The 23,776-nt window shown below is 64.5% G+C and carries 22 protein-coding genes, 1 other RNA gene and 1 pseudogene; 7 read left to right on the plus strand and 17 right to left on the minus strand.

The window, feature by feature from the left end; translation table 11 throughout:
- Positions 1–2: 2 nt before the first annotated feature.
- The 14 genes from VES41_RS14625 to gyrA all read right to left on the minus strand — a co-directional run bounded on the left by VES41_RS14625 (position 3) and on the right by gyrA (position 15,634).
- Entirely contained in the window at positions 3–1,304 is a 1,302-nt protein-coding gene (locus VES41_RS14625; protein WP_324818266.1) for a TRAP transporter large permease subunit, read from the minus strand.
- On the minus strand, positions 1,297–1,803 hold the full coding sequence (locus VES41_RS14630) for a TRAP transporter small permease (protein WP_324818268.1): 507 nt from the start codon (positions 1,801–1,803) through the stop codon (positions 1,297–1,299). Before VES41_RS14630 ends, VES41_RS14625 begins: the two co-directional genes overlap by 8 nt.
- 11 nt (positions 1,804–1,814) lie before the next feature.
- The gene (locus VES41_RS14635; RefSeq protein ID WP_324818270.1) at positions 1,815–2,783 is read right to left on the minus strand and encodes a TRAP transporter substrate-binding protein; all 969 of its coding nucleotides are present in this window, start codon (positions 2,781–2,783) and stop codon (positions 1,815–1,817) included.
- A gap of 187 nt (positions 2,784–2,970) precedes the next feature.
- On the minus strand, positions 2,971–3,306 hold the full coding sequence (locus tag VES41_RS14640) for a helix-hairpin-helix domain-containing protein (protein ID WP_324818273.1): 336 nt from the start codon (positions 3,304–3,306) through the stop codon (positions 2,971–2,973).
- 129 nt (positions 3,307–3,435) lie between these two features.
- Positions 3,436–4,611, minus strand: coding sequence for a lipopolysaccharide assembly protein LapB (gene lapB, locus VES41_RS14645; RefSeq protein WP_324818275.1), 1,176 nt, complete (start codon positions 4,609–4,611; stop codon positions 3,436–3,438).
- A complete protein-coding gene (locus VES41_RS14650) occupies positions 4,601–4,921 on the minus strand; it encodes a LapA family protein (protein ID WP_324818278.1) in 321 nt (106 codons plus the stop codon). The genes lapB and VES41_RS14650 overlap by 11 nt, the downstream gene beginning before the upstream one ends.
- A 29-nt stretch (positions 4,922–4,950) precedes the next feature.
- Positions 4,951–5,262, minus strand: a complete 312-nt coding sequence (locus VES41_RS14655; protein ID WP_324818281.1) for an integration host factor subunit beta — start codon at positions 5,260–5,262, stop codon at positions 4,951–4,953.
- Positions 5,263–5,362: 100 nt separating this feature from the next.
- Positions 5,363–7,069 carry a 30S ribosomal protein S1 gene (rpsA, locus tag VES41_RS14660; protein ID WP_324818285.1) on the minus strand — a complete coding sequence of 569 codons (1,707 nt, stop codon included), beginning with the start codon at positions 7,067–7,069 and terminating at the stop codon, positions 5,363–5,365.
- Positions 7,070–7,245: 176 nt separating this feature from the next.
- On the minus strand, positions 7,246–9,258 hold the full coding sequence (locus VES41_RS14665) for a bifunctional 3-phosphoshikimate 1-carboxyvinyltransferase/cytidylate kinase (protein ID WP_324818288.1): 2,013 nt from the start codon (positions 9,256–9,258) through the stop codon (positions 7,246–7,248).
- A 2-nt stretch (positions 9,259–9,260) separates the two neighbouring features.
- Entirely contained in the window at positions 9,261–10,142 is an 882-nt protein-coding gene (locus VES41_RS14670) for a prephenate dehydrogenase (protein WP_324818290.1), read from the minus strand.
- A 7-nt stretch (positions 10,143–10,149) separates the two neighbouring features.
- Positions 10,150–11,271 carry a prephenate dehydratase gene (gene pheA / locus VES41_RS14675; RefSeq protein WP_324818293.1) on the minus strand — a complete coding sequence of 374 codons (1,122 nt, stop codon included), beginning with the start codon at positions 11,269–11,271 and terminating at the stop codon, positions 10,150–10,152.
- Positions 11,272–11,276: 5 nt separating this feature from the next.
- Positions 11,277–12,344 carry a 3-phosphoserine/phosphohydroxythreonine transaminase gene (gene serC, locus VES41_RS14680; RefSeq protein ID WP_324819512.1) on the minus strand — a complete coding sequence of 356 codons (1,068 nt, stop codon included), beginning with the start codon at positions 12,342–12,344 and terminating at the stop codon, positions 11,277–11,279.
- Positions 12,345–12,394: 50 nt separating this feature from the next.
- The gene (locus VES41_RS14685; RefSeq protein WP_324818296.1) at positions 12,395–12,991 is read right to left on the minus strand and encodes a DUF2059 domain-containing protein; all 597 of its coding nucleotides are present in this window, start codon (positions 12,989–12,991) and stop codon (positions 12,395–12,397) included.
- On the minus strand, positions 12,992–15,634 hold the full coding sequence (gene gyrA / locus VES41_RS14690; protein WP_324818299.1) for a DNA gyrase subunit A: 2,643 nt from the start codon (positions 15,632–15,634) through the stop codon (positions 12,992–12,994). It abuts the gene before it with no gap.
- A gap of 229 nt (positions 15,635–15,863) precedes the next feature.
- Between gyrA and ompA the strand changes: the two genes are divergently transcribed.
- The 4 genes from ompA to ssrA all read left to right on the plus strand — a co-directional run bounded on the left by ompA (position 15,864) and on the right by ssrA (position 18,437).
- The gene (ompA, locus tag VES41_RS14695) at positions 15,864–16,496 is read left to right on the plus strand and encodes an outer membrane protein OmpA (RefSeq protein ID WP_324818302.1); all 633 of its coding nucleotides are present in this window, start codon (positions 15,864–15,866) and stop codon (positions 16,494–16,496) included.
- Positions 16,497–16,618: 122 nt separating this feature from the next.
- On the plus strand, positions 16,619–17,338 hold the full coding sequence (gene ubiG, locus VES41_RS14700; protein ID WP_324818305.1) for a bifunctional 2-polyprenyl-6-hydroxyphenol methylase/3-demethylubiquinol 3-O-methyltransferase UbiG: 720 nt from the start codon (positions 16,619–16,621) through the stop codon (positions 17,336–17,338).
- On the plus strand, positions 17,338–18,027 hold the full coding sequence (locus tag VES41_RS14705) for an HAD-IA family hydrolase (protein ID WP_414719163.1): 690 nt from the start codon (positions 17,338–17,340) through the stop codon (positions 18,025–18,027). Before ubiG ends, VES41_RS14705 begins: the two co-directional genes overlap by 1 nt.
- 33 nt (positions 18,028–18,060) lie before the next feature.
- Positions 18,061–18,437: a transfer-messenger RNA gene (gene ssrA, locus VES41_RS14710) on the plus strand.
- Between the two features lie 43 nt (positions 18,438–18,480).
- On the opposite strand, the gene VES41_RS24240 is transcribed toward ssrA, so the two are convergent.
- Entirely contained in the window at positions 18,481–18,909 is a 429-nt protein-coding gene (locus tag VES41_RS24240; RefSeq protein WP_414719136.1) for a hypothetical protein, read from the minus strand.
- A gap of 80 nt (positions 18,910–18,989) precedes the next feature.
- Positions 18,990–19,724, minus strand: a pseudogene (gene istA / locus VES41_RS14720) (IS21 family transposase); the annotation flags it as partial.
- A 265-nt stretch (positions 19,725–19,989) separates the two neighbouring features.
- On the opposite strand from istA, the gene VES41_RS14725 reads away from it, so the two are divergent.
- The 3 genes from VES41_RS14725 (at position 19,990) to VES41_RS14735 (ending at position 23,107) form a co-directional block, all read left to right on the plus strand.
- Positions 19,990–20,406, plus strand: a complete 417-nt coding sequence (locus VES41_RS14725) for a hypothetical protein (RefSeq protein ID WP_324818310.1) — start codon at positions 19,990–19,992, stop codon at positions 20,404–20,406.
- Positions 20,407–20,820: 414 nt separating this feature from the next.
- Positions 20,821–21,210, plus strand: a complete 390-nt coding sequence (locus tag VES41_RS14730) for a hypothetical protein (RefSeq protein ID WP_324818312.1) — start codon at positions 20,821–20,823, stop codon at positions 21,208–21,210.
- A 586-nt stretch (positions 21,211–21,796) separates the two neighbouring features.
- Positions 21,797–23,107 carry an APC family permease gene (locus VES41_RS14735; RefSeq protein ID WP_324818315.1) on the plus strand — a complete coding sequence of 437 codons (1,311 nt, stop codon included), beginning with the start codon at positions 21,797–21,799 and terminating at the stop codon, positions 23,105–23,107.
- A gap of 316 nt (positions 23,108–23,423) precedes the next feature.
- Here the strand turns inward: VES41_RS14735 and VES41_RS14740 are convergent, their stop codons facing one another.
- Positions 23,424–23,750 carry a YnfA family protein gene (locus VES41_RS14740; RefSeq protein WP_324818318.1) on the minus strand — a complete coding sequence of 109 codons (327 nt, stop codon included), beginning with the start codon at positions 23,748–23,750 and terminating at the stop codon, positions 23,424–23,426.
- Between the last annotated feature and the right edge of the window lie 26 nt (positions 23,751–23,776).

A 23,776-nucleotide genomic window follows, 5' to 3' on the forward strand; every position in this document is an offset into this window, starting at 1 on the left:
GCCTACAGCTTCATGTTCTGCGGCAGCCAGGTGACGATGGCCGGCACGAAATAGATGATGAGCACGGCGGCGACCATCAGCAGGAACATGGGCAAGGTGGCGCGAGCGATGTAGGTCAGTTCGCGCCCGGTCATGCCCTGCAGCACGAACAGGTTGAAGCCCACCGGCGGCGTGATCTGGGCCATCTCAACGACCAGCACGATGAAGATGCCGAACCACAGCGGATCGATGCCGGCCGAGGTGACCGTGGGCATGATCACGCCCATCGTGAGCACCACCATCGAGATGCCGTCGAGGAAGCAGCCGAGCACGACGTAGAACACGGCCAGCATGACGATCAGCTGGAACCGGCTCAGGCCGAGCGAGCCGATCCATTCGGCCAGGTGGCGCGGCAGGCCGATGTAGCCCATGGCCAGCGTGAGGAACGCAGCGCCGGCCAGAATGAGCGCCATCATGCAGTACAGCCGCGTGGCGCCCAGCAGCGATTCCCTGAAGGTCTGCCAGTTGAGCGAGCCCTGGGCCGCCGAGATGACCAGCGCGCCGACGACGCCGACGGCAGCCGCTTCGGTGGCGGTGGCGACGCCGGCGTAGATCGAGCCGAGCACCGCCAGGATGAGCAGCGTGACCGGGATGAGGCTGCGCGAGTCGGCCAGCTTCTGGCCGAAGCTGCGGCGCGCATCGGCCGGGGGCACGAGTTCGGGGTGGCGCAGCGCCCACAGCGCGATGTAGCCGGAGAACAGCAGTGCCAGCAGAATGCCCGGCAGGATGCCGGCGATGAACAGCCGCGCGATCGAGACGTCGGCGCTCACACCGTAGACGATCATGATGATCGATGGCGGAATGAGCAGCCCCAGCGTGCCGGCCCCGGCAAGAGTGCCCACCACCATCTTCTCGGGATAGCCGCGGCCGGTCAGCTCCGGCAGCGTCATCTTGCCGATGGTGGCGCAGGTGGCTGCGCTCGAGCCCGACACCGCCGCGAAGATGGCGCACCCGACCACATTGGTGTGCAGCAGCCGCCCGGGCAGTGCCTGCATCCACGGCGCGAGGCCCTTGAACATGTCCTGCGACAGCCGCGTGCGAAAGAGGATCTCGCCCATCCAGACGAACAGCGGCAAGGCGGTGAGCGTCCAGCTCGATGCCGAGCCCCAGATGGTCACGGCCATGGCGTCACCGGCCGGCCGCGACGAGAACAGCTCCATGCCGATCCAGGCGACGCCCGAGAGGGTCAGCCCGATCCAGACGCCGCTGCCGAGCATCAGGAACAGCACCAGGATCAGCATGCCGGCAACGGCCAGGTCACTCATGGCGCGCTGCCTCCGACGGGCGGGCCTCGGCCCGGCCGCGCCATTCGAGCACGAATTCGTCGACGGTCGCGATCGCCAGCACCACCGTGCCGACGGCCATCGCCAGTTGCGGGATCCACAGCGGCGTCGCGTCGTTGCCGGTGGAGATGTCGTGGTATTCGAGCGACTGGAACACGAGCCGCACGCTGAACCAGGCGAACAGCAGCGCCAGCAGCATGGCGGCCCCGGTTGCCCAGCGCTCGAGCCAGCGCCTTCCGCCGGCGGGCAGGCGCGAGAGGATCAGCGTGACGCGGATGTGCTCGCCGCGCTTGAGCGTGTGCGCCAGCGCCAGGAACCCGGCGCCTGCCATGAGGTATCCGGCATAGGCGTCGGTGCCTGGAACGTTGAAATGCAATTGCCGCCCGGCGATCGACAGCAGCACCATCACCAGCAGGCCGACCATGCAAAGCGCCGCCAGGGCGGCGGCGCTGCCGTAGATCGCGTCGAGAAGCCTTCGCATCCGTGCCGGCCCTACATCTTGCGGTAGGCGTCGACCACGGCCTGACCCTCGGGGCCGGCCTTCTCGAGGTATTCCTTGAGCATGGTGTCGCCGATCTTCTTCATGTCGGCCTTGAGTTGCGTTGACGGCACGTGGACGGTCATGCCGTTCTTCTTGAGCAGTTCAAGGTACTCGGCGGTCTTCTTGCGCGAGACTTCCCAGCCGCGCTTCTCGGCTTCGGCGCCGGCCTTCAGCAGCGCGTCCTGCTCCGGCTTGGACAGCGCGTCGAATGCCTTCTTGTTGACCAGCACCGCGTTCTTCGGCAGCCAGGCCTGGGTGTCGTAGAAGTTCTTGATGTACTCGTACGTCTTGGTGTCGTAGCCGGTGGAGCCGGAAGACATGTACGACTCGATCACGCCGGTGGCCATGGCCTGCGACAACTCGGCCTGCTGCACGGTGACCGGCTGCGCGCCCACCAGTTCGCCGATGCGGGCGGTGGCCGGGCTGTAGGCGCGCCACTTGACGCCCTTGAGGTCGGCGGCGGAGTTGATCTCCTTCTTGACGAAGATGCCCTGCGGCGGCCAGGCCACGGTGTAGAGCAGCATCATGCCCTGCTCGGCGAGCTTCTTCTCGAGTGCCGGCTTCTGGGCTTGGTAGAGCTTCCAGGCGCTGTCGTAGCTGTCGGCCAGGAAGGGCTGGCCATCGAGGCCGAACAGCGGCCATTCGTTCTGGAAGTTGACCAGCAGCACCTCGCCGGCCTGCGCCTGCCCGCCTTGCACGGCGCGCTTGATCTCGGGCGCCTTGAAGAGCGAGGCGTTCGAGTGCACGGTGATCTTGAGCTTGCCGCCCGTGGCCTTGTCGACATCTGCCGCGAACTGGGTGATGTTCTCGGTGTGGAAGTTGCTGGGCGGGTATGCGGTGGGGAGGTCCCATTTGGTCTGGGCCGCCGCGGCCGCACTGAATGCCAGGACGGCGAGAGCAACGCTGAGCTTGCGGTTCATGTGTTCTCCGGGATTCGACAATGAAGATGAACAGGCGAGCTTACGTGCAAATATTGGACCAGCCGTGAGGATTTCCCTGCATGCGCCGCATGGTCCGGGCATTCCCGGGGGCCGAGTTCGTCTGCGTGCGACAGCGCGGCGGCGCGTCGCGCGCCGCCGCCCTGTGGTCATTCCCCGTGGCGGGGCTCTACTTGGCTGCGTTGGCGGGCTTGGCCGCCTTCATGTCCTTGGCCGCGGTCGCACCGGCCGCCGCGGCAGGCTTGAACGGCTGGCCGTTGATCGTCAGGCCTTCGGCCGAGAGACGCTCGGCCATCTTTTCCTTGACGCCCTTGACGCGCGCGATGAAGTCGTCCCAGCTCTTGAACTCACCTTGCTTGCGCGCCTCGAGGATGCTTTCGGACATCGAGGGTCCCACACCCTTGATCGCATCGAGCTCGGCCGGCGTTGCCTTGTTGACGTCCACGGCGGCGAAGCAGGTGGCAGCCGCCAGCATGGCCCAGCTGGCCACAATTTTCTTGAACATAGTTTTCTCCCTGTGATGCTTGAATCAGACGTCGCCTTGCGCGACGCTGCCGACGCTTGATGTGCGTCGGGAATCATTAGACAACAGGGGAACGGCCGCAATGCGCGCGTGCGGCGCACAGTTGTGAATTCAGAGTTCCTCGACGCGGCGCGGTGGGTAGCTGTCCCATGCCTGGCAGCCGGGGCAGTGCCAGAAGTACTGGTGCGCCTCGAAGCCGCATGCCGCGCACCGATAGCGCATCAGGGGACGAACGGCCTGGTCGACGGCGCGCTGGACGGGCGGATGCAGCGCCTCGCGTTCGAAGCGTTCGCCGGCCAGCCAGCGGCTGGCCGCGATCAGCGAGGGCTGGTGCTGGAGGTGGGCGATGTAGCTGTCGCGCGGACAGGCCGGGGCGGCCTGGTTTTCGTCGTCGAGTTGCGTGGTACCGCCCAACGCCACGATGGCGTCGAGCACGTCGATGGATGGCGACGCGGCGTAGCGGCGCTGCAGCAGGGCCAGCGCCTCGCCGGAGTGCTGCGAAGCGGCCGCGGCCTGCTGCATCAGCGAGGCATACAGCGGCAGCGCCAGCGGCGCGGTGTCGGCCAGCGCGACCAGTGTCGCGAAGGCTTGCGCCGGATTGCCCTGGCGCAGTTCGAGCGTGGCCATGTCGATCGCGGGCCGCGGCGCGGCGGGGGCGACCTGCGCGGCCTGCTGCAGCAGGGGCAGCGCGCCGTCGACATCCCCGCGCATCGCCAGCTCGGCCGCCTGTTCCGCAAGGTAGTGTGCGCGCCGGGTGCCGTAGCTGGCCTGGTCGGACTCGTCGAGCTTGCGGGCGACGCCTTCGGCCTGGGCCCATTCGCGCGAGCGTTCGTAGATCGCCAGCAGCGACAGGCGGGCCTCGTTCTCGTAGCGGGTGCCTTCGAGCTTTTGCAAGGCGGCCTCGGCGCGATCGAGCAGGCCGGCGCGCAGGAAGTCCTGCGCCAGTGCGTGCTGCGCCCGGTCGCGGTCGGCGCGGCTGAGGTCGCCGCGCGAGAGCAGGTGTTCGTGCACCCGCACGGCGCGTTGATACTCGCCGCGCCGGCGGAACAGGTTGCCCAGGGCGAAGTGCAGTTCCTGGGTGTCGGGGTCGTTCTGGACCGCCTCGATGAAGGCGTCGATGGCCTGGTCCTGCTGCTCGTTGAGCAGGAAGTTCAGCCCGCGAAAGTAGGCCTTCGGAGCCTGGCGGTTCTCCAGTCGAAGCTGCCGCAGGTCGAAGCGCGACGCGAGCCAGCCGAGGACGAAAGCCAGTGGCAGGCCCAACAGGACCCAGCTGAGATCAAAGTCCATGGTGGCGGGCGATCGGCAGGTCGTTGCTGGACGGCGATGCGGCCGGGCCGAGCGACGGCACGACGGGCGCGGCGGATTCGGGCGGCGGCGGGGCCGTGGCCTTCTGGCGGTGGCGCCACCAGCCCGGCAGCATGCCCAGGGCGCCGACGACCATGCCACCGGCGAAGGCCACCAGCACCACCAGCACCAGTGGCGCGCGCCAGTAGGTGCCGAAGAAGAAGTTGACGGTAGCGTCGTGCTGATTGTTCAGCGCGAAGGCGAAGAGCGTAAAAAAAATGGCTGCCTTGAGCAGCCACAGGAGGTATTTCATGTTCGCTTTCCGACTGGGCCGGAAAGATTCTACGTTTGGGACGCGGCGTTGCCGTCGGCGCCTCGCTCATCCACGGCTTCGCGCAAGGCCTTGCCCGGCTTGAAGTGCGGCACGCGCTTCTCCGGCACCTGCACCCGTTCGCCCGAGCGCGGATTGCGCCCGATGCGCGGCGGCCGGCGACTGACCGAGAAGCTGCCGAAGCCGCGGATCTCGATGCGGTTGCCGCGCACCAGCGCGTCGCTCATCGCGTCCAGGATGGTCTTGACGGCGGATTCCGCGTCGCGATGCGTGAGCTGCGCGAATCGGGCGGCGAGTTCTTCGACGATGTCGGAGCGGGTCATGTCACGAAGTGATGAACGTGGAGGTCCATGTCGTCAGCATACAAAGAAAAGCGGGACAGGGCGCCCCCCGTGGGCCGACCCTGTCCCGCGTCCTGGCGGCTTACTTGTCGCTGCTGCCGTCCAGCTTGGCGCGCAGCAGGGCGCCCAGGCTGGTGGTGCCGGCGTTCTCGCGGGCCGATTGCTGGGCCAGGTTGGCCATGGCGCCTTGCTCGTCGACCATGTCCTTCTGCTTGACGGACAGCTGGATGTTGCGGCTCTTGCGGTCGACGTTGATCACGACGGCGGTGACTTCGTCGCCTTCCTTGAGCACGTTGCGGGCGTCCTCCACGCGGTCACGCGAGATCTCGCTGGCGCGCAGGTAGCCGATCACGTCGTTGCCCAGGTCGATCTCGGCGCCACGCGCATCGACGGTCTTGACCTTGCCGGTCACGATCTGGCCCTTGTCGTTCACCGTCGTGAAGGTGGTGAACGGGTCGCCGTCGAGCTGCTTGATGCCCAGGCTGATGCGCTCGCGGTCGACGTCGACGGCCAGCACGAGTGCCTCGACTTCCTGGCCCTTCTTGTAGCTGCGCACGGCAGTTTCGCCGGGCTCGGACCACGACAGGTCGGACAGGTGCACCAGGCCGTCGATGCCGGCGGCCAGGCCGACGAACACGCCGAAGTCGGTGATCGACTTGATCGGGCCCTTGACGCGGTCGCCGCGCTTGGTGTTCTGCGCGAATTCCTGCCACGGGTTGGCCTTGCACTGCTTCATGCCCAGGCTGATGCGGCGCTTGTCTTCGTCGATCTCGAGGACCATGACTTCGACTTCGTCACCCAGCGAGACGATCTTGTTGGGCGCGACGTTCTTGTTGGTCCAGTCCATCTCGGACACGTGCACCAGGCCTTCGATGCCCGGCTCGAGCTCGACGAAGGCGCCGTAGTCGGCGATGTTGGTGACGCGGCCGAACAGGCGCGTGCCTTGCGGGTAGCGGCGCGAGACGCCGAGCCACGGGTCGTCGCCCATCTGCTTGAGACCCAGCGAGACGCGGTTCTTCTCGGTGTCGAACTTGAGGATCTTGGCGGTGATTTCCTGGCCGGCCTGAACGACTTCGCTCGGGTGGCGGACACGGCGCCAGGCCATGTCGGTGATGTGCAGCAGGCCGTCGATGCCGCCGAGGTCGACGAACGCACCGTACTCGGTGATGTTCTTGACCACGCCGCGCACGATGGCGCCTTCCTTCAGGGTCTCCATCAGCTTGGCGCGCTCTTCGCCCATGCTGGCCTCGACCACGGCGCGGCGGCTCAGCACCACGTTGTTGCGCTTGCGGTCGAGCTTGATGACCTTGAATTCCAGGGTCTTGTTCTCGTACGGGGCCAGGTCCTTGACCGGGCGCGTGTCGATCAGCGAGCCGGGCAGGAAGGCGCGGATGCCGTTGACCAGCACCGTCAGGCCACCCTTGACCTTGCCGCTGGTGGTGCCGGTGACGAATTCGCCGGACTCGAGGGCCTTTTCCAGGGCCATCCAGGAGGCCAGGCGCTTGGCGGTGTCGCGCGAGAGGATGGTGTCGCCGTAGCCGTTCTCGACGGAACCGATGGCCACGGAGACGAAATCGCCGGCCTCGACTTCGATTTCACCCTTGTCGTTCTTGAACTCCTCGATCGGCACGTAGGCTTCGGACTTGAGGCCTGCGTTGACCACCACGTGGTTGTGTTCGACGCGCACGACTTCGGCGGTGATGACCTCACCGGCACGCATTTCGGAGCGCTTCAGGGATTCTTCAAAGAGGGCGGCAAAAGATTCGGACATTGAATTTCCTTCCGTCACGCAGGTTTCCAGCCGCAAATGCAATATCGCGCGCGGCTGTTTCTAGGACTGGAGACGGTGGTTGCTGTTGGGCCAGGGGCCCGGGTTGGTTGAACATCCCACCTGGGCCGATGCGCTGACGCGCGGCGGGGACCCGGTGGACGGTATGTCCCAGGATGGTGCCCGGGACCAGTCTTTCAAGGGGACTCGAAAGGCTGCACTTGCCGCCACCAGTTCAACACCTGATCGACCGACTGCGCGATCGATTGCTCGGAATTGTCCAGGAGGCGGGCGTCGTTCGCTGGCTTCAAGGGCGCCGCGCTGCGCGACGTGTCGCGGGCATCGCGCGCCTCGAGATCCTGGCGAAGACTGTCGAGTGTAACCGAAATCCCCTTTGAAATCAATTGCTTATATCGGCGCTCGGCGCGGTGGGCGGCGCTGGCGGTGAGGAACACCTTGAGGGCGGCGTCGGGGAAGATCACGGTGCCCATGTCGCGTCCGTCGGCGACCAGTCCCGGCAGGCGGCGGAAGGCCTTCTGCAGCTCCACCAGGGCCAGCCGAACGGACGGCAGCGCCGACACGCGCGACGCGTCCATGCCTGCGGCTTCGGTGCGGATGGCGTCGCTGACGTCTTCGCCGGCGAGCAGCACCTTGCCGGGGGCGAAGGACAGGGGCAGCGTGCGGGCGAGAGCGGCAATGGCCGCCTCGTGGGCGGCGGTGGCCTCCAGGCCGGCCCGGCGCATGGCCAGACCGGTCACGCGGTAGAGCGCGCCTGAGTCCAGGTAGTGGTAGCCCAGGATGCGGGCCACCTCGGCGGCCAGCGTGCCCTTGCCGGAGGCGGTCGGCCCGTCGACGCAGACGACCGGCACCTGCCCGGCCTGGCTGACCGAGAACAGGGTCTCGAAGTAGTCCGGGAAGGTCTTGGCCACGCACTTCGGGTCGAGGATGCGCACAGGCACGTGGTCCGGGTTGAAGGCCGCCAGCGAGAAGCACATGGCGACGCGGTGGTCGTCATAGGTGTGGATCGCCGCCGGGCGCCAGCCGCCGGCCGGCAGCGGATGGATGCGGATGAAGTCCGGTCCAGCCTCCACCTGCGCACCCAGCTTGCGCAGTTCGGCGGCCATGGCGTCGATGCGGTCGGTTTCCTTGACGCGCCAGCTGGCGATATTGCGCAAGGTGCTGGGCCCGTCCGCGTACAGCGCCATCACCGCCAGCGTCATGGCGGCATCGGGAATGTGGTTGGCGTCCAGGTCGATGGCGGCCAGCGGCCAGGCGCCGCGCCGGATGTGCAGCCAGTTCGGCCCGCTGTCGATGCGCGCGCCCATGGCCCGGGCCGCGTCGATGAAGCGGATGTCGCCCTGGATGGAGTCGGCGCCGACGCCTTCGATGCGGATGCCATCGGTGCCCTGCGCCGCCGGGGCGATGGCGCCAAGGGCGACGAAATAGCTGGCCGAGGACGCGTCGGCCTCGACATGGATGCTGCCCGGCGAGCGATAGCGACTGCCGGCCGGAATGGTGAATCGGCTCCAGCCGTCTCGCTCGACGGTCACGCCGAACCGAGCCAGCAGGTTGAGCGTGATCTCGACGTACGGCTTGGAGATCAGTTCGCCCATCACCTCGATCGTCACTGCCTGCTGCCGGGCCGCCAGCGGCAGGGCGAGCAGAAGTGCGGTGAGGAACTGGCTGGACACGTCGCCGCGGACCCGGATCGGGGCGCCAAGGCGCAAGCCTTCGTGCGCCACCGGGTGGATGCGCAGCGGGGGGTAGCCGGGGTTGCCCAGGTAATCGATCTCGCAGCCCAGTTGCAGCAGCGCGTCGACCAGGTCGCCGATGGGGCGTTCGTGCATGCGCGGCACGCCGCGCAGTTCGAAGTCGCCGCCCAGCAGGCTGAGGGCTGCCGTGAGCGGGCGCATGGCCGTCCCGGCATTGCCGAGGAACAGCTCGGCGGACCGGGTGCCTGCCAGCGCGCCGCCCAGGCCGGTGATGCGGGTGACGCCGGCGTCCTGCCGGATCCCGCAGCCCAGTTGCGCCAGCGCAGCGAGCATGACGTGCGTGTCGTCCGACGCCAGCAGATCGTGCAGTTCGGTCTCGCCCTCGGCCAGCGCGGCGAGCAGCAGGACGCGGTTGGAAATGCTCTTGGAGCCCGGCAGGGCGGTCGTGCCGCCCGCGGCAACCAGCGCGGGCAGGTCGAGGAACTCGGTGTCGAACATGCTCAGGCGTCCGATTCGGTGCTGCTGCCCAGTTGCCAGCCTGCGCGGGCGCGGCTGACAGTGGCGATGGATTGCTCCAGCGCCTGCGCGTCGCCCTTGATCATCAGCGACTCGAACCGGGCGAGAGCCTGGCGGAACGCGTGCGACTGGCGCAGCACCTGCTCGCTGTTGGCCATGAGCACGTCGCGCCACATCGTCGGATCGGCGGCGGCGATGCGGGTGAAATCGCGAAAGCCGGGCCCGGCCAGCTCGAGGAAGGCCTTGCCTTCGGGCTGGTCGGCCAGGCCGCTCATGAAGGCGAAGGCCAGCAGGTGCGGCAGATGGCTGACTGCCGCGAAGGCGCTGTCGTGCGCCTCGTGCGTCATGGTCGTGACGCGCGCGCCGATGCCGCTCCACACCTGCGAGGCGCGCTGCACGTTCGAGCGCAGCGTCGGCTTGATCGGTGTCAGCACGACCTGGCGGTCGTCGAACAGGCTGGCCTCGGCATGCTCGACACCGGCCACCTCCTTGCCGGCGATCGGGTGCGCCGGCACGAAGCAGCCCAGCTTGCCCTGCAGGCCCATGCGGGCGGCGGCGATCACGTCGCCCTTGGTGGAGCCGACGTCCATCACCAGCGTCGCGGCGCCGATGCCATGGCGGATCGCCTTGAAGGTGGCCTCCGAGGCGGCCACCGGCACGGCCAGCAGTACCAGGTCGGCACCCGAGACGGCCAGCAGGGCTGAAGGCGCGGCAACGTCGATCACCCCCAGTTGCCTGGCGCGCTCGGTGGTCGAAGGCGACTTGCTGTAGCCGACCACGCGCTTGACCAGGCGGGCGCGCTTGAGCGCCAGGGCGAACGACCCTCCGATCAGTCCGCAGCCGATCAGTCCGAGTTGCTCGAACATGACGGGATTAGGCCTTGACCGGGTATGCGCCCAGCACCTTGTAGAAGGCGCACAGCTGGCGCAGCTCGACCAGCGCTGCAGCGACGTTGGGCTGCGACGGGTGGCCGTCCAGGTCGATGTAGAAGTAGTAGTCCCACTGGCCGGTGCGCGCCGGCCGCGATTCGAACCGCGTCATGGACACCTTGTTTGTCTTGAGCGGCACCAGCAGGTCGTGCACCGCCCCGGGCCGGTTGGGTACCGAGACGACCAGGCTGGTGCAGTCGTGGCCTGACGGCGGCGGCATTTCCATCGTCTGCGGCAGCGAGATGATGGCGAAGCGGGTGCGGTTGTAGGCATCGTCCTGGACCGCATGGGCCACGATGTGCAGGCCCCATTGCGACGCCGCGCGCTCGCTGGCCAGGGCGGCCCAGGTGGGGTGTTCGGCCGCCAGCCGGGCGCCTTCCGCATTGCTCGAGACCGCACGCCGCTCGGCATTGGGCAAGTGCTTGGCCAGCCAGGCCTGGCATTGGGCCAGCGCCTGGGGGTGGGCCAGCACGGCTTCGATGCCGGCCAGCGAATTCTCCCGGCGCAGCAGGTTGTGGCGGATGAGCATGCTCACCTCGCCGACCACGTGGGTGGGGGTGTGCAGGAACATGTCCAGCGAACGGGTGACCACGCCCTCGTTGGAATTCTCGACACCGACGACGCCGTACTGGGCGCTGCCGCTGGCGGTGGCGTGGAAGACCTCGTCGAAACTGGCGCAGTAGATCAGGTCGGCGGCCCCGCCGAAGTACTCGATGGCCGCCTGCTCGCAGAAAGTGCCTTCCGGACCGAGTACCGCCACCCTCTGGGTCGACTCGAGCGACAGGCAGGCCGAGGTGATCTCGCGCCAGATGGCGGCGACATGCCCGTCCTTGAGGGGCCCGCCATTGGCCTGCTGCATCTTGGCGATGACCTGGGCGACCCGGTCAGGGCGGAAGAACGGCGACCCCTCGCGCTTCTTGATCTCGCCGACGTGCTCGGCCACGCGCGCGCGCTGGTTGAGCAGTTGCAGCAGTTGCGCGTCCAGCCCGTCGATCTGCGTGCGCAGGTCGGCCAGGCTGGCGGAGGATTCGGATGAAGGTGGGGTGGGGGAGGCGGGAGCGGTCATGCGGTTCAAGCGGAAGAGCGCTCGAATTCTCGCATGTAGTCCACCAGGGCCTGCACACCGGCCAATGGCATCGCGTTGTAGATGCTGGCGCGCATGCCGCCGACGGACTTGTGGCCCTTGAGCTGCAGCAGCCCGGCTTCGCGCGCGCCGGCCAGGAATGCCTCGTTGCGGCTCTCGTCTGCCAGGAAGAACGGCACGTTCATTCGCGAGCGGCAGTCCGGCGCCACCTTGTTGGCATAGAAGGCGGAGTCGTCGATGAAGCCGTACAGCAGCTTCGCCTTGGCAACGTTGCGCGCCTCGATCGCGGCGATGCCGCGCAGGTCGCCCTCGGTCTGGTCGAGCAGCCAGCGGAAGGTCAACCCGGCCATGTAGATGCCCCAGGTGGGGGGCGTGTTGTACATGGAATGGTTGTCTGCCACGGTCTTGTAGTTGAACGCGCTGGGACAGATCTCGAGAGCGTGGCCCAGGAGTTCGTCGCGAACGACCACCAACGTCAGGCCGGCCGGCCCCAGGTTCTTCTGTGCCCCGCCGAAGGCCAGGCCAACGCGCGACCAGTCGACCGGACGCGAAGCCACGTGCGAGGAAAAGTCGATCACCAGCGGCGCGCGGCTGCCCAGCGCAGCCAGATCGGGCAACTGCTGGAACTCGACGCCGTGGATGGTCTCGTTGCTGCACACGTGGACGTAGGCCGCATCGCCGCTGAGCTGCCAGCTGGCAGGGTCGGGCAGGCGGGTGTGGCCGTCGTCGGCGTTGCTGGCAGCCAGGTGGGCGTTGCAGTAGCGCTGCGCCTCCTTGAGCGACTTCTGGCTCCAGCTGCCGCTGACCACGAAATCGACCGTGCCGCCGCGCGAGAGGTTGAGCGGCACGATGGCGTTCTCACCGATGCCGCCGCCCTGCATGAACAGCACGTGGAAGGCCGCGGGAATCTGGAGCAGCTGGCGCAGATCGGCCTCGGCCTGCGCAAGGATGACGCCGAATTCCTTGCCGCGATGGCTCATCTCCATCACGCCCATGCCGCAGCCCTGCCAGTTAAGCATGTCGGCGGCGGCGCGCGCGAGCACCGCTTCCGGCATGGCCGCCGGGCCGGCCGAGAAGTTGTAGGGGCGCTCGCCCGCGGAGGAGCTCACTTCTTCTGCGACTTGCTGCCGGAAGAGGACTTGCCGCTGCCGCCGCTGTTGCCACCCGAGCCGCCGGCCGGGGCGCCCAGCGCCTTGGCCACGTTGGCGTCCAGTGCGCGGATCTTCGGCTCGATGCTCGATCGGGTGTCGGCGACCACCTGCTTCATCAGGGCGCCCTGCATCTGCGGATTGAGTTCCTGGTACTTCTTGGCCAGCGGCGAGCTGATCCAGGCAAGCAGCTGGCGCAACTCTTCCTCGCTGAAGTTGTTTTCCAGGATGGGGCCGATGGCGCCGGGCGCGGCCGAGACGGCCTTGTCGCGTACGTAGGGATAGGCGTCGTCGAAGTACTTCTTGAGTTCGGCGTCGGCCGCCTTGGCCAGCGTTTCGCGCTTTTCCTGCGGCACCTGGGTGCGCAGGTACTCGGAGCCGGCCATGGCGATGGGATCGCTGGCCTGCGTGACCAGACCGCGGGCGAGTGCTTCGATGCCCGGGCGCTGGAAGTCTAGGAACTGCTTGATCAGCGCCTGCTTGCCGTCTTGCGCCCAGACCAGGGAGGTGGCCGCCATGGCCGCGGCGAGCACGGCAAGTTTGATTCGTTTCACTTAGGAGTTCTCCGTTGAGGGTGTTGAGTCGTCGGCATTGCCGTCTTCGGCATCGCCGTTTGCGTCATTTTCGACGATGCGCTGCAGCCCGCTGAGCTTGGCATCGTCGTCCAGTCCGATCAGTGTCACGCCTTGCGTGGCACGACCCAGTTCGCGGATCTCGGACACACGGGTACGCACCAGTACGCCGGTGTCGGTGATCAGCATGATCTCGTCATCGGCATGGACCAGCGTTGCGGCCACGACCTTGCCGTTGCGCTCGCTCTGCTGAATGGCGATCATGCCCTTGGTCCCGCGCCCGTGCCGCGTGTATTCGGTAATCGGAGTGCGTTTTCCGTAACCATTTTCGGTGGCCGTGAGCACGCTCTGCTGCTCGTCCTCGGCCACCAGCATGGCAATCACGCGCTGGCCTTCCTCGAGCGACATGCCCCGCACGCCGCGGGCGTTGCGGCCCATCGGGCGCACGTCGTTCTCGTCGAAGCGCACCGCCTTGCCGCCATCGGAGAACAACATGACGTCGTGCTCGCCGTCGGTCAGCGCCGCGCCGATGAGGTAGTCGCCGGCGTCCAGGTCGACTGCGATGATGCCGGCCTTGCGCGGGTTGCTGAACTCGTCGAGCGCGGTCTTCTTCACCGTGCCCATCGAGGTGCCCATGAAGACGTAGCGGTTGGCCGGGAAGGTGCGCGCCTCGCCGGTGAGCGCCAGCACCACGTTGATCTTCTCGCCTTCCTGCAGCGGGAACATGTTGACGATCGGGCGTCCGCGCGAGTTGCGCGAGCCCGCGGGCACTTCCCAGACCTTGAGCCAGTACAGGCGGCCGCGGTTGGAGAAGCACAGGATGTAGTCGTGCGTGTTGGCAATGAAGAGCTGGTCGATCCAGTCGTCTTCCTTGGTCGCCGTGGCCTGCTTGCCCCGGCCCCCGCGGCGCTGCGCCCGGTACTCGCCCAGCGGCTGGCTCTTGATGTAGCCGCTGTGCGACAGCGTGACCACCATGTCGGTGGGCGTGATCAGGTCCTCGGTGGACAGGTCGAACGCGCTGTGCTCGACCTGGCTGCGGCGCGCGCCGACCTTGCTCTGGCCGAACTCCAGCTTCACCGCCTTCAGTTCGTCCCCGATGATGACCGACACGCGCGCCGGCTTGGCCAGGATGTCGAGCAGGTCCTCGATGTCGGCCATCACTTCCTTGTATTCGGCGACGATCTTGTCCTGTTCCAGGCCGGTCAGGCGTTGCAGGCGCATCTGCAGGATTTCCTGCGCCTGCGTGTCGGACAGGCGGTAGAGCCCGTCGTTGCCCATTCCGTAGGCGCGGTCGAGGCCTTCCGGGCGGTAGTCGTCGGCGTTGACGACGCCGCCGTCGGCGCGGGTGCGCGTGAGCATCTCGCGCACCATCTTGCTGTCCCAGCTGCGCGCCATCAGTTCGGCCTTGGCGACCGGCGGCGTGGGCGCATTGCGGATGATGGCGATGAAGTCGTCGATGTTGGCCAGCGCCACGGCCAGGCCTTCGAGGACGTGGCCGCGGTCGCGGGCCTTGCGCAGGTTGAACACCGTGCGGCGGGTGACCACTTCGCGGCGGTGCTGCAGGAAGACGCGCACCAGGTCCTTGAGGTTGCACAGCTTCGGCTGGCCGTCCACCAGGGCAACCATGTTGATGCCGAAGGTGTCCTGCATCTGCGTCTGCTTGTACAGGTTGTTGAGCACCACCTCCGGCACTTCGCCGCGCTTGAGCTCGATCACCAGGCGCATGCCGGACTTGTCGGATTCGTCCTGGATGTGGCTGATGCCCTCGAGCTTCTTCTCGCGCCACAACTCGGCCATGCGCTCCTGCAGCGTCTTCTTGTTGACCTGGTAGGGCAGTTCGTCGACGACGATGGCCTGGCGCTGTCCGCGGTCGATGTCCTCGAAGTGGACCTTGGCGCGCATGACGACCTTGCCGCGGCCGGTGCGGTAGCCCTCGCGGATGCCGTCGATGCCGTAGATGATTCCGGCGGTGGGGAAGTCCGGCGCCGGCACGATCTCCATGAGTTCGTCGATGGTGGCCTCGGGGTGGGCCAGCAGGTGCAGGCAGGCGTCGATCACCTCGTTGAGGTTGTGCGGCGGGATGTTGGTCGCCATGCCCACCGCAATGCCGCCCGAGCCATTGACCAGCAAATTGGGCAGGCGGCTGGGCAATACCAGGGGTTCTTTTTCGCTGCCGTCGTAATTCGGGCCGAAATCGACTGTTTCCTTGTCGATATCCGCCAGCATTTCGTGCGCGATCTTGGCCAGCCGGATTTCGGTATATCGCATCGCCGCCGCGCTATCGCCGTCGACCGATCCGAAATTGCCCTGGCCGTCGACCAGCATATGGCGCATGGAAAAATCCTGCGCCATGCGAACGATGGTGTCGTAGACCGACTGATCGCCGTGCGGGTGGTATTTACCGATGACGTCGCCGACGATACGCGCCGACTTCTTGTAGGCGCGATTCCAGTCGTTGTTGAGTTCGTGCATCGCGTAGAGCACGCGCCGGTGCACCGGCTTGAGGCCGTCGCGGGCGTCCGGCAGGGCGCGCCCGACGATCACGCTCATGGCGTAATCCAGGTAGCTGCGCCGCATCTCCTCTTCGAGACTGATGGGTAGTGTTTCTTTGGCGAACGAGGTCATGCAGGGGGCCGGCCGGGAGCGAAGCGGTCAATTTTACGCCCTTGGCGGTGTCGCAATGCCGCAACACATAGGGCGGATTCGAGGCTTTGACGGGTGTTTGGGGGGGCGGTTCCGACCTGTTTGCCAAAGTCCCTATGGCACAATCGTCTTCAGCGTTTTGGGTGGTGGTCACTTGAAGCGTCCCCTTGTTTCGCAGCGCGGCTGCGGCTTTTTCCCCAAGAGGAGAACCATGAAGAAACTGAATAAAGTGGCGATGGTGTTTGCGGTCGCTGCGCTCGCCACTGCCGCTGGCGCCCAGACCCGTGTTACCGCTGCCGACGGCGGCCCCGTGATCGACAACTGGCAAAACGGCACCGGCGAACTGGTTTGGAAGAACGGTACGAACGAACTGTGCTGGCGCGATGCCAACTGGACCCCGGCAACCGCAGCAGCTGGTTGCGACGGCGCCCTGGTTCCCGCCGCTGCTCCCACCCCGGCACCCCCGGCTCCGCGTCCCGCTCCCGTCGCTTCGAAGGTGACCTTCGCCGCTGACGCCTTCTTCGACTTCGACAAGTCCGTCCTCAAGCCGGAAGGCCGCGCCAAGCTGGACGACCTGGTCCAGAAGATCCGTGGCATCAACCTCGAAGTGATCATCGCCGTGGGCCACACCGACTCGATCGGTACCGACGCCTACAACCAGAAGCTGTCGGTGCGTCGTGCTGAAGCCGTGAAGGCCTACCTGGTCAGCAAGGGCATCGAGCGCAACCGCGTCTACACCGAAGGCAAGGGCGAGAAGCAGCCTGTGGCTGACAACCGCACCAAGGAAGGCCGCGCCAAGAACCGCCGCGTGGAAATCGAGGTGGTCGGCACCCAAGGCCGCTAATCCTCCCGGATTGCGCCAACACCAACCCCGCTTCGGCGGGGTTTTTTCTTTTCCGGGCCGGGCGTTCGACAAGTTGCGGGCCCCGTCGGCATGCCTGCGCCGGCCCATCGGATAATGTCCGGATGACCGAGCATCTGAATGCGGACGAGGCCGAACTGGCCAAGTTCTCCGAATTGGCCCACCGCTGGTGGGACATGGACAGCGAGTTCCGCCCGCTGCACGAAATCAACCCGTTGCGCCTGGAATGGATCGACGGACTGGCTGCGCTGGCCGGCAAGCGGGCGCTCGATGTCGGCTGCGGCGGCGGCATCCTGGCCGATTCCATGGCACGCAAGGGCGCCGAGGTGATGGGCATCGACCTCGCCGACAAGGCGCTCAAGGTGGCCCAACTCCATGCACTGGAGGCCGGCACGCGCAACATCAGCTACCGCCACGTCAGCGCGGAAGCGCTGGCGGCCGAGCAGCCCGGCAGCTTCGACGTCGTTACCTGCATGGAGATGCTCGAGCACGTGCCCGATCCAGGCTCCGTGGTCCAGGCCTGCGCGACGCTGGCCAAGCCGGGCGGCTGGGTGTTCTTCTCGACCATCCACCGGAACCTCAAGGCCTTCATGCTGGCCATCGTCGGAGCCGAGTACGTGCTGGGCATGCTGCCCAAGGGCACTCACGAATACCGCAAGCTGATCCGGCCGAGCGAACTGGCCGGCTTCTGCCGCGCCGCCGGGCTCGACCTGCAGCAGACGCGCGGGCTCGAATACAACCCGTGGACCCGGCGCTACCGGCTCAGTGACGACACCAGCGTGAACTACCTGTTCGCAACCCGCAAGCCGCAAGCGCAGGCATGATGAGCCGTGACAGCTTCGACGCCGTGCTGTTCGACCTGGACGGCACCCTGATAGACAGCGCGCCCGACCTGGGCGCCGCGGCCGACAAGATGCGAACCGACCGCGGGCTGCCGTCGCTGCCCCTGGAAGACTACCGCTCGATGGCAGGTGCCGGCGCGCGCGGGATGCTCGGCGTGGCTTTCGGCATGCAGCCGGACCATCCCGACTTTCCCGCCTTGCGCGAAGAGTTCTTCATCAACTACGAGCAGGCGATGACGGTGCGCACGGTCGCCTTCGACGGCGTGCCCGAGCTGCTGTCCGAACTGGTACGACTGGAGCTGCCCTGGGGCGTGGTGACCAACAAGTCGGTGCGCTTCGCGGCACCGCTGACGGCCGCGCTCCCGCTGTTTGCCGGTCTGGGCGTGCTCGTGTGCGGCGATACGACGCCGTACTCCAAACCCCATCCCGAGCCGTTGCTCGAGGCCGCGCGCCGCCTGGGCGTGCCTCCGGGCCGCTGCGTCTACGTGGGCGACGACGAGCGCGACATCATCGCCGGCCGGGCGGCGGGCATGCGCACCGTGGCGGCTACTTATGGCTACCTGGGCGCACAGGCCGACACCGTACGTTGGGCCGCCGACGGCAACATCGCGAGCCCGGGAGCGCTGTTGCCCCTGCTGGGGGTGTCGAATATTTCGGGTGCGGCCCTTTAAATCCGGCGCGAGCGCCTAAAATACGCACTCCAAGGGGCTGCATTGGTTTCGACGTGGGTTCGGAATCGCAGTGGGGCATGTCGAGCTGAATGCGCTCGTAAAACAGATTCAAACAAACTAACTGCAAACGACGAACGTTTCGCACTCGCCGCTTAAACACCGGTGAGCCTCGCAACAGTTGGCCGATGGGCTGGGCAAGGGTGCCGTAAGGCGTCCAGGCTGCGAGGGAATTCACATTGGCTGGCTTCGGTCCGGGTGCCTTGGATCGGGGCGAGAAAATAGGGCACTGGCTTCCGGTGTAGCGTGCGACTGCGCGACATCGGCGGCGAGATCCAAATCAGACCGCTAAACATGTAGATCTGCGCGACGAAGGCTTGCGGACGGGGGTTCGAATCCCCCCAGCTCCACCACACAACTTGCAAAGACACTCTCTTTGCATGTCGATCAACCCCGTCAGGCCCCAAGCCTGGCGGGGTTTTTCACTTCTGCTTGCGGACTTCGCCACCCGCCGCGACGCCTGCTTTTGGCGTTCCTGGCCCGTTTTCCTCTCTCTTTCTCTGCTCCCTGCGGACGCGCAACGGCCAAGTCCGCAAGGCTGACTTCTGCAAAATCAACAACTTTCGCACCACGCTGACCACAGATGTTTTTTCGAGCATCGGGCGGCATCTCAAAAACAGCGAGAGAAAGAACCCCGCCAAGTCTGCGCAGCAGGCTATGTTTTGCCCGCACGCACCTTGGAGACGACATCGGTAACACGCTGACGCTGCGCCTGCCAACACAGCGGCGTGTCGATGGCCAGATCGAAGAGCACCACTTCTCGGGCAAAGTCTCGTCGAGGATCGCCGCCTGAATGTCCGGAGCCAAGGTTGTCAGGTTGACCATGCGAGTGACGTAGCTGCGGTCGATCTTTTCTCGATCGGCGATTTCAGCGAGGTTACGGGCTCGCACACCCTCGATCTGACCTGCACGTTCTTCTCCACGCGCGCCTTTCTCCCAGCCCGAGGCCACGTTGCAGAAGTCCGGGTCGTACAGGTAGTGCGCGCACGTCACTGCAAAGCGCGCGTTGACGGTACGGCCTTGCCCTTGTGGGCCTTGTCCACGGCGGTGCGCATGTTGTCGTAAATCCCGCGGCGGGCCACGCCGCCCAGCGCCGCGAACGATCGGGTGTGCGCATCGAACAGCATCTCATGGCCCTGGCTCGGATAGCCCACCAGCCAGAACGCGCGGCTCGCGCACAGCTTCAAATGAGCCACCTGCACGCGGTAGTAGATGCCGCCGACCACCAGGCCTTCCTCGCTCCAGTCGAATTGGACGGCCTCGCCCAGTTGGAAGGTCAGCGGGACATAGGCCGTGACATTGGCCGCCTGACCCTCACCCAGCCGCCAGGCTCGAACGAAGTCGGTGACGGCCGAGTAGCCGCCATAGCCTGCGGCCTTGATTTCGGCATGCAGCGCACGTGCCGTGCGCCGCTCGTGCTTGGGCCGCCTGGCGTCGGCCGTCAGCGCCTGCTTGAGCGCGTCCTCGAAAGGGCTGAGCTTGTTGGGGCGTGGATCTCGCCGGTACTTCGGTGCCTCAGCCAGTGGCGCGTGCAGCCACTTGGAAACCGTGTTGCGAGACAGCCCCGTTCTGCGCGCTATCTCGCGCTCCGACAGCTTGTCCCTCGCGTGCAGCCGTCGGATCTTGCCAATCATGTCCATGGTGATCACTCCTCGAACCCTGCCGCTTAAAAAAGCAGCAGGGTAGGTTGAACACCTGGCTCCGTTTTACTTCGGCACTACCCGCAAAACTGGCTCAAATTTCGGTCGGCGCCAACACAGGATATGCGCAGAGAAGATCAACTACTGTCATGAGAGGCCTTCGTGCGGCAGGTGGCTTGCAGGTGAAAATGTTGTGCGGTGATCGGCCACAATAGAGCCAATTTTGGCTCAACGTCGGCGACGACAGGCATTTGGAGGATATCTGATGGTGACATCTTTGTTAATTGGGTTTGGTTGTGTATTTTTCATATTAGGACATTCAACATTGCTTTTTTTTAAAAGCAAAGAGCTGTCTGTAATGCCAATACAAAAGGCGATTTTCCCGTGGCCAAAGAAAGGAAAGTTCGTTTCTGTTCTTTGTTTGGGTTTGTCCGCTGCAAGCATTTTCTTGATATTTTCACTGCCACCAGACAATCAGTATTTGACACCGTCTTCGGCTTGGAAGATATTGTCCATACTTGCTGTTTTCCCAAGTGTAATTTACATCAGTTATCTGGTTAAGCGAATTCGTAAGCAGCCGGAAGGTTTGTTGTATTTTCCGTCTGATGCAGCCCGTCACGAGTGGTCGCTGCCAATCATTGTTTCGGTATTTATTTCTTTTCTTCTCTGGATTTTTAAATAAATGGAGGCCGTATGGCTGGTGTTAATTGGGGTGGGATCGCGAATTCTGGTTTCGATGCTTTTGGTAACTTCCAAGGAGGCTGGGAGGTTGGGTCTTCCTCTGGGACTGGGTATGAGACATTCACAAATATCTTGAATCTTGCTGGACAGGTTGCGCCAACACTCGGCCTCGCTGGCACTGCATTCGATATCGGACTCAATCAAGCAGCAGCGGTCAATAACACTGTCTCCGCTATTGATATGTACAACAATGGGACTATTCAGCCATCAGATGTGCTGCTTGGCGGCTTGGCCGCTGCGGCAGTCATTCTTGGTGGAAGTGTCCCGATTGGAATCGCCGCAACAATCGCAGCCATCGGGTTGGCGGGCGGCCCATTTGCAAAGGATGCTGTGAATGAAGCCATCAATGCGCTAAATGACCGCGTTAATGGAGGCGGTGGTACCGGTGGCGGTAGTGGTGGGGGAGCCGGAGGCGGAGCGGGTGGCGGTGCCGGGGGCTCAGGTGGTGGCGGTGGTGCTGCTGGTGGCACGGGCGGCGCTGGTTGTGGTGCAGGCGCAGGGAACCACGCCCCCTCGCCGCGACCCGTTGGTTCTTGACCTGGATGGCGACGGCATCGAAACCACTAGCACCCGCGACGGCACAGTCATCCTGTTCGACCACGATGCCGATGGTGTAAAGACGGGCACAGGCTGGGTCAAGTCAGATGACGGCTGGCTGGTGTTGGATCGCAATGGCAACGGCACCATCGCCTCGGGGCGCGAGCTCTTCGGTGTTGACACCCTCAAGGCCACCGGACGGTTTTGACGCAATCAAAGACCTGGATGCCAACAAAGACGACAAGATCGACTCGGCCGACAGCGTCTTTGCTGCGCGATACATGAACTGCTTCGACAACGCGGCGATTGAGAGCAGCGCCGCCGCCTGATCGGCGGCATGTGACCGCCCGACTTCTGGGGGTCAGTTTAAACCCGAGCATGAAGTCACTCCGAAGGCTACTTTGAATCGCCCAAAGTTTCCGCAGTGTATGGACAGCGACCATCAATTGGAGGGCATTTGTTGCAAGAGCGGGCTTAGGTTCACATTTCACCACCATAATGTGAAATCCCAACACTTATCCAGTTGGGATTTTTTTGCCCGCTCCCCCGTGTTGGCGCGGTTTCCAGCCCGTGCCTCTTGAGCACTGCCCTCCGGAAGTCGCCGTTCTAGGCGCGCATTCCGCCGTTATTCTCTCTCTGGTCTCTGCTACCCCCCCTTGAAGCAGGCGGTTTGCTTCTTCGCTTGCCCTAGTAGGGCACGTTCTCGGAAATCAATAGACAACTGAACGCGTATCCGTCGTCGTCACGCCGTCCGACGCGGCGACGAAGTCCGCGCTTGAGGAAAAACTGCGTGAATGCGAGTTCATCCAGCTTTCACCGGCACCCAAAACAGGCAAGCTTACCTTATGCTAAAGAAGAAAATCACACTGATAAGTGGCATAGCCATTGCCATCTCCATGGTTGTTGGCTCTGGTTTGTTCGGTTTGCCGGGGCTGGCCATTAGCGCAACGAATCCGTTGACTGCATTGCTCGGCTGGGGACTAGTCGTACTACTGATGCCTCCATTGATCTATGTTTTCTCTTGGCTCGGAAGGCAACATCCCTCTTCTGAAGGAGTTTCCCTATACGCCAGTATGGGACTCGGACAGTGGAGCCGCCCCGGGATCATGATGATCACATGCGGAACTTTGGCGGTGGGCATGCCGGCATTTTTCCTGGTCGGCGGAAACTATATTGCCGCGCTCCTAGAACTGGATTCGACCCGCTGGTCCATCCCTTGTGCATTGCTGCTCGCTTGCGTGACAACAGCCATCAACTTGCGAGGAGTTGAAAATCTGGGTTTCGTAAACAAACTCGTCGTCGCCCTCGTTCTTGGCGTAGTCGCTTACATCTCGATCCGGACGATGCCATCCATTCCGGCTGCCTTTGCCGGGGTGACCACGAACTCGATTTCAACCATTCCGCTTGCTCAAATCTGGCTGGCGATGTCCATCGTATTCTGGGCGTTTCAGGGTTGGGAAAACATGACCTTCGGTTTTGCGGAGATCGAGAATCCGAAGGTCAATATCCCATTGATCTACTGGATCAGCTTTGCCTTGGTGTCGGTCATCTACGTCGTTTTCGCCTTGGCTATTTTCGCGGGTGCAGAGCAGGGGCTGAACGTTTCTGGCTTAAGCGGTGTTGCGGCCTTGCTGCCCAGTAGCATATGGGGGCGGGTTGCACTAATCGTGATGGTGTTTATCTTGGTTGCCAACGCCAATTCGTGGGTTTTCGGAAGCTCTCGTGCTTTTTTCTCCGCATCGGAGTTGCGTCTGCTGCCCAGCGCTTTGGGTGTTCTAAATAGCAAGGGTATTCCAGCTCGGATGCTCATCGCAGCATTTGTCATGTATTCGCTCATTATCATAGCGATGTGGTATTTCAACATCGACGAACACTATGCCTTCCTGCTGACCACCCAGGGATTCATTATTCTCTACGGGGGCGCAGTATTAGCCTTTATGCGCGGGACAAAACGGTGGTGGCAGTGGCTCATCGGCTTGGTGGCTGGTGCTAGCTGGGTTTTTCTAATGCAGGGTTTCGGCTGGATGATCCTGTATCCAATCGGTTTGATGCTGGCGGGTGTCTTGCTGAGGTCCAGGCACACGCCTGTCGAAAAAGTAGCTTAACAATTTCTAAATTCAAGAAGAGGCATCAACACAAGGTGCGCGAGGAAGGCATCAAACGCTACATCCGATTCCCACATCACATCTGCCTGATCTTCTTTTCTGGCTACATGCGAATCTGTCGTTGAAGAGTGAAACCCTCGTAGTTACCGTTCACCGAGAAAATCACAGCGGGAGTTGATTCGCTTGTGCTTGCGGCCCTCGTTGGCCGTGGTTGCCCTTGATTTCGGCCTTGTTGACCCGTTTTTCTCTCCCTAAATCGTTGCTGGCTATCGCGTGACCCGCAAGTGCCCTTTGGGGCGCGGGCATTCGAGAACATTCAACGCGGCTGCAGCGCGATGATCGCCATGCCGGACAGGGCCACGGCAGCGCCGGCGACATCCCAGCGCGTCAGCGCCACGCCCTCGACGAAGCGCAGCCACAGCAGCGCCACCGCGATGTACATGCCGCCGTAGGCCGCGTAGGTGCGGCCGGCGGCGCTCGGATGCAGCGTCAGCAGCCAAGCGAACGCGGCCAGCGCGGCGGCGGCTGGCAACAGCAGCCAGGCGGTACGCCCTTGCCGCAGCACCAGCCAGGGGACATAGCAGCCGACGATCTCGGCCAGCGCCGTGAGCGCGAACAGCGCTGCGACTTTCACTATTTCCATTCGATCAAAGCCTTTCGGTTGCCTTT

The sequence above is a fragment of the Variovorax sp. genome, assembly GCF_035634955.1.
GTDB lineage: Bacteria > Pseudomonadota > Gammaproteobacteria > Burkholderiales > Burkholderiaceae_C > Variovorax.

Excerpts from the sequence above, each read along its gene's own strand:
- VES41_RS14625 (WP_324818266.1), bottom strand. The coding sequence starts at position 1,304 with ATGAGTGACCTGGCCGTTGCCGGCATGCTGATCCTGGTGCTGTTCCTG.
- VES41_RS14630 (WP_324818268.1), bottom strand. The coding sequence starts at position 1,803 with ATGCGAAGGCTTCTCGACGCGATCTACGGCAGCGCCGCCGCCCTGGCG.
- VES41_RS14635 (WP_324818270.1), bottom strand. The coding sequence starts at position 2,783 with ATGAACCGCAAGCTCAGCGTTGCTCTCGCCGTCCTGGCATTCAGTGCG.
- VES41_RS14640 (WP_324818273.1), bottom strand. The coding sequence starts at position 3,306 with ATGTTCAAGAAAATTGTGGCCAGCTGGGCCATGCTGGCGGCTGCCACC.
- lapB (WP_324818275.1), bottom strand. The coding sequence starts at position 4,611 with ATGGACTTTGATCTCAGCTGGGTCCTGTTGGGCCTGCCACTGGCTTTC.
- VES41_RS14650 (WP_324818278.1), bottom strand. The coding sequence starts at position 4,921 with ATGAAATACCTCCTGTGGCTGCTCAAGGCAGCCATTTTTTTTACGCTC.
- VES41_RS14655 (WP_324818281.1), bottom strand. The coding sequence starts at position 5,262 with ATGACCCGCTCCGACATCGTCGAAGAACTCGCCGCCCGATTCGCGCAG.
- VES41_RS14665 (WP_324818288.1), bottom strand. The coding sequence starts at position 9,258 with ATGTTCGACACCGAGTTCCTCGACCTGCCCGCGCTGGTTGCCGCGGGC.
- VES41_RS14670 (WP_324818290.1), bottom strand. The coding sequence starts at position 10,142 with ATGTTCGAGCAACTCGGACTGATCGGCTGCGGACTGATCGGAGGGTCG.
- pheA (WP_324818293.1), bottom strand. The coding sequence starts at position 11,271 with ATGACCGCTCCCGCCTCCCCCACCCCACCTTCATCCGAATCCTCCGCC.
- serC (WP_324819512.1), bottom strand. The coding sequence starts at position 12,344 with ATGCCGGAAGCGGTGCTCGCGCGCGCCGCCGCCGACATGCTTAACTGG.
- gyrA (WP_324818299.1), bottom strand. The coding sequence starts at position 15,634 with ATGACCTCGTTCGCCAAAGAAACACTACCCATCAGTCTCGAAGAGGAG.
- ompA (WP_324818302.1), top strand. The coding sequence starts at position 15,864 with ATGAAGAAACTGAATAAAGTGGCGATGGTGTTTGCGGTCGCTGCGCTC.
- ubiG (WP_324818305.1), top strand. The coding sequence starts at position 16,619 with ATGACCGAGCATCTGAATGCGGACGAGGCCGAACTGGCCAAGTTCTCC.
- VES41_RS14705 (WP_414719163.1), top strand. The coding sequence starts at position 17,338 with ATGAGCCGTGACAGCTTCGACGCCGTGCTGTTCGACCTGGACGGCACC.
- VES41_RS24240 (WP_414719136.1), bottom strand. The coding sequence starts at position 18,909 with ATGGTCAACCTGACAACCTTGGCTCCGGACATTCAGGCGGCGATCCTC.
- VES41_RS14725 (WP_324818310.1), top strand. The coding sequence starts at position 19,990 with ATGGTGACATCTTTGTTAATTGGGTTTGGTTGTGTATTTTTCATATTA.
- VES41_RS14730 (WP_324818312.1), top strand. The coding sequence starts at position 20,821 with ATGACCGCGTTAATGGAGGCGGTGGTACCGGTGGCGGTAGTGGTGGGG.
- VES41_RS14735 (WP_324818315.1), top strand. The coding sequence starts at position 21,797 with ATGCGAGTTCATCCAGCTTTCACCGGCACCCAAAACAGGCAAGCTTAC.
- VES41_RS14740 (WP_324818318.1), bottom strand. The coding sequence starts at position 23,750 with ATGGAAATAGTGAAAGTCGCAGCGCTGTTCGCGCTCACGGCGCTGGCC.